Origin of the sequence: Nocardioides sp. CPCC 206348 (assembly GCF_048654705.1) — a bacterium.
In the GTDB taxonomy this organism is placed as follows: domain Bacteria; phylum Actinomycetota; class Actinomycetes; order Propionibacteriales; family Nocardioidaceae; genus Nocardioides.
Genome location: NZ_JBMCZA010000194.1, coordinates 12,802 through 16,226, shown reverse-complemented (window position 1 = coordinate 16,226; position 3,425 = coordinate 12,802). Strand labels below are relative to the sequence as shown.

4 protein-coding genes are annotated in these 3,425 nt (G+C 71.0%); 2 read left to right on the top strand and 2 right to left on the bottom strand.

Translation table 11 applies throughout. The features are described 5' to 3' along the window. Positions 1 to 87: 87 nt before the first annotated feature. Together ACOADB_RS17630 and ACOADB_RS17625 are read right to left on the bottom strand one after the other, a co-directional pair. A complete protein-coding gene (locus ACOADB_RS17630) occupies positions 88 to 531 on the bottom strand; it encodes a pyridoxamine 5'-phosphate oxidase family protein (RefSeq protein WP_378601287.1) in 444 nt (147 codons plus the stop codon). A 66-nt stretch (positions 532 to 597) separates the two neighbouring features. Next, positions 598 to 2,313: a GAF domain-containing protein gene (locus ACOADB_RS17625; RefSeq protein WP_378601284.1), complete on the bottom strand. Its 1,716-nt coding sequence runs from the start codon at positions 2,311 to 2,313 to the stop codon at positions 598 to 600. Positions 2,314 to 2,470: 157 nt separating this feature from the next. On the opposite strand from ACOADB_RS17625, the gene ACOADB_RS17620 reads away from it, so the two are divergent. Continuing rightward, the gene (locus ACOADB_RS17620; RefSeq protein ID WP_378601281.1) at positions 2,471 to 2,875 is read left to right on the top strand and encodes a pyridoxamine 5'-phosphate oxidase family protein; all 405 of its coding nucleotides are present in this window, start codon (positions 2,471 to 2,473) and stop codon (positions 2,873 to 2,875) included. A 109-nt stretch (positions 2,876 to 2,984) separates the two neighbouring features. Continuing rightward, positions 2,985 to 3,425: alcohol dehydrogenase catalytic domain-containing protein (locus tag ACOADB_RS17615; protein WP_378601278.1), on the top strand; the 441-nt coding region annotated here is incomplete at its 3' end.

Sequence of the window (3,425 nt, the reverse complement as noted above, 5' to 3'; positions counted from 1 at the left end):
GAACGGTTCGACATGGTGTCGCGCAAGGACTCGCTGCTCAACCGGCCGCCCACCTAGGGAGGGCGTGTCGTCCGGAACCGGTCGGCCTCACCAGGTCCGGCGCACCGGCATCCCGGCCACCCGGTCCTGAGCCGCGCCGATCCTGCGCCCGGACAGCTCGTCCCAGCGAAGCCGGAGCCACCTGGCGTCGTCGCGGCGCACCCAGCGCGGCGGACCCGGCGTGTGGCGCTCGCTTTCGGAGCGCTCGTCGTCGGACAACAGCTCGCCCTGGCCGCGAGCCACGACGGACCAGCCGTGCCAACGCTCGTAGTCGACCTGGTCGACCTCGAACAGCAGCGTCGCGCCGTTGCCGTACTGATCGATCAAGGAGCCGGTCGCCGTCCGGACCAGGATGGCGTCCCCGACGGTGACGTAGTTGACGGGCAGGATCTCGGCACCGCGCGGGCCGTCGCGCAGGACCAGCCGGCCGAAGACGCCGGCGCGCAGCAGTTCCTCGCACTCCGACGCGGTGAGCTCAGTGATCGTCGACATGTCCCGATCCTCCACGCCCGGACGCGACTGCGGCAGGGCCGAAGGTCCTCGACCCCCGTCAGGTGATCAGCGCCGCGGCACCGACCAGGTCAGCGTCGTACCCCGCCCGGCTCCGGAATCGACAGCCAGCGTTCCGCCACGCTGCTCAGCCCGGATGCGGATGTTGGCGATCCCGCTCTCGGCGCCCGTCGACTCCATGCCCTTGCCGTTGTCCTGGACCGTGAGCACGACGTGGTCGCCGGCCGCGACGATGATCGAGATCGCCGTCGCCTCGGCGTGACGACTGGCGTTGGACAGGCACTCGGCCAGGACGGCCAGCAGATCAGGCGCCAGCTCCAGGGGCACCAAGGTGCGGACCGGTCCCTCGAACCGCAGCGACGGCTTGAACTTCAGGGTCGACGACGCGCGCTCGACGAGCCGGGTGACCTCCGCCTGGACGTCGCCTGCCGTGTCGAGCGAGCTCAGGCCGAAGATCGCCCGGCGAATGTCCTTGATGGTGGCATCGAGATCGTCGACCGCCTGCTCGAGACGGGCGGCGACCTCCGGGCGTTCGACGAGACGGGCGGCACCCTGGAGCCCCAGGCCGACGGCGAACAGTCGCTGGATGACCAGGTCGTGGAGGTCGCGCCCGATCCGGTCGCGGTCCTCGAAGACCGCGAGCCGACGCTGCTCGTCCCGCGCCTCGGCCAGCTGCATGGTCAGGGCCGCCTGCTCGGCGTACGACGCCACCAGCTGGGTGTCGAGCGCGTAGTAGCGGTCCTCGTTCTGGGTCGACCAGGCCAGTGACAACGTGCCGCGGACGGTGGCCGACGGGGAGAACGGCACGGCGAGGAGCGGACCGATCTCCGGCAGGCCGGGGATGCCCGCGGCACCACCGGCCTCGGTGATGTCCTCGATGGCGCAGCACTCGCCCTTCTCCAGGGCACCCTGCGCGGCGACGTCCACTGCTGCCAGGGAAGCGAGTGCCTCGCCCGTCAGCGCGACCCCGGCAATCGCGACAACCTGCTGGTCGCGCTCAGGGCCGTCGACCATGATCCACGCGGCGTTCGCGCTCCCGACCTCGCGTGCCTGGTCCACGACGGCCGCATACGCGTCGTCCACCGACACCGGGTCCGAGACGACCGCGGCGATCGCAGCCGTCGCACGGGCCCACGTCTCCCGTGTGGTCGTCTCCTCGTAGAGGCGGGCGTTCTCGATGGCGACGCCGGCTGCGGCAGCGAGCGCGACGACCACTTCCTCGTCCTCGGCGGTGAAGTCGCCGCCGCCGACCTTCTCGGTCAGGTAGAGGTTTCCGAACACCCGCTCCCGGATTCGCACGGGGACGCCGAGGAAGGAGCTCATCGGCGGGTGGTTCTCCGGGAAGCCGTACGACGACGGGTGCTCGGCGATGTCGTGCAGGCGCAGCGGCGCGGGTCGGTCGATGATCAGGCCGAGCAGGCCGTGCCCCGTCGGCAGCTCACCGATCTCGGACGCCAGGTCGTCGGAGATGCCGTGGTGGATGAAGGTGCGCAGGCGCCGTCGCCGGCCCGCGCTCAGCACGCCGAGCGCGGCGTACTCGGCGTCGACGAGCCGGCTGGCGATCGCCACGATCCGCGACAGCACGCCGTCGAGGCTGAGGTCGGCCGAGATCGTGACCACCGCGTCGAGGAGCAGCTGGAGTCGCGCCTGCTGGTCGAGAGCACCGTGCATGCGGTCGAGGACCGCCCGGACCAGGTCCTCGAACTCGACGCCGTCGAGATCACCCCTCGTCGGCTCGTCGCGACCTTCGCCGACCTCGCCCATGGCGCCCCTCTCCCGTCCGACACTCGATTTTCACGCTAGCAGCGATGCGTGGCGCAAGGGGTCGAAAGACCCGAACCTCAGGGACCCGCGGACCTGTGCAGCGACCACGGCGGCGACGAGGATCGAGACGTCCCCGAAGGAGGTGGTTCCCGTGCAGATGTCTGACCGACACCCCGGAAGGCTGGTCGTCCTCAGTGATGAGGAGTGCTGGCAACTGGTGCGCAGCCGTCCCGTCGGCCGGGTCGCGTGGGCAGGCAGCGACGGCATGACCGTCCTGCCTGTGAACTTTGCGGCGGAGGACGGCGTGATCGTCCTCCGCACCACCGCCTACTCCCAGCTCGCACGCGAGTGCGCAGACCGGGAGGTCGCCTTCGAGGTGGACCAGATCGACGAGGAGAACCACAGCGGGTGGAGCGTCCTGCTCCGCGGACGCTGCCAACGCCAGGAACGCGTCGGCGACGGCCCGGCACCCTGGGTCACCGGTCCTCGGGTGCTCGGGCTGCGGATCGAGGTGCGCTCGGTGACGGGTCGCAGGCTGCAGGCCCCGGTGTCGTCGGGCTGAGCAGGTCAGGGGGCCCGCCCAGCCCGGCGATGCCGGGGGTGCAGCACGCCCGTCGTGCGATGACCGCCTCCGGCCCGACAACGTCCACACCACGTCCCGAAGGAAACCCATGAAAGCCGCAGTCGTCCACCAGTTCACCGCCCCTCTCACCCTGGAGGAGCACGAGGTCCCCACACCCGGCGCCGGCGAGGTACTCGTCCGGATCGAGGCCAGCGGCCTGTGCCACACCGACATCCATGCCGCGCACGGCGACTGGCCAGTCAAGCCCACACCGCCGTTCGTGCCGGGTCACGAGGGCGTCGGCGTCATCGAGGCGCTCGGCGACGGCGTCGTCGAACGCGCCCTCGGGGACCGGGTCGCCCTGCCGTGGCTGGGCCACGCCTGCGGTCACTGCGACCACTGCGTCAGCGGCTGGGAGACGCTGTGCGAGGAACAGCGCAACACCGGCTACTCGTTCGACGGGTCCTTCGCGGAGTACGCCGTCGCGGACGCGAAGTACGTCGTCCCGGTGCCCGACGGCGTGACCAGCTTCGACGCGGCACCTCTCACC

What these genes read in the sequence shown, in the direction of transcription:
- ACOADB_RS17625 (WP_378601284.1), bottom strand. Translation starts at nt 2,313, where the DNA reads ATGGGCGAGGTCGGCGAAGGTCGCGACGAGCCGACGAGGGGTGATCTC.
- ACOADB_RS17630 (WP_378601287.1), bottom strand. Translation starts at nt 531, where the DNA reads ATGTCGACGATCACTGAGCTCACCGCGTCGGAGTGCGAGGAACTGCTG.
- ACOADB_RS17620 (WP_378601281.1), top strand. Translation starts at nt 2,471, where the DNA reads ATGTCTGACCGACACCCCGGAAGGCTGGTCGTCCTCAGTGATGAGGAG.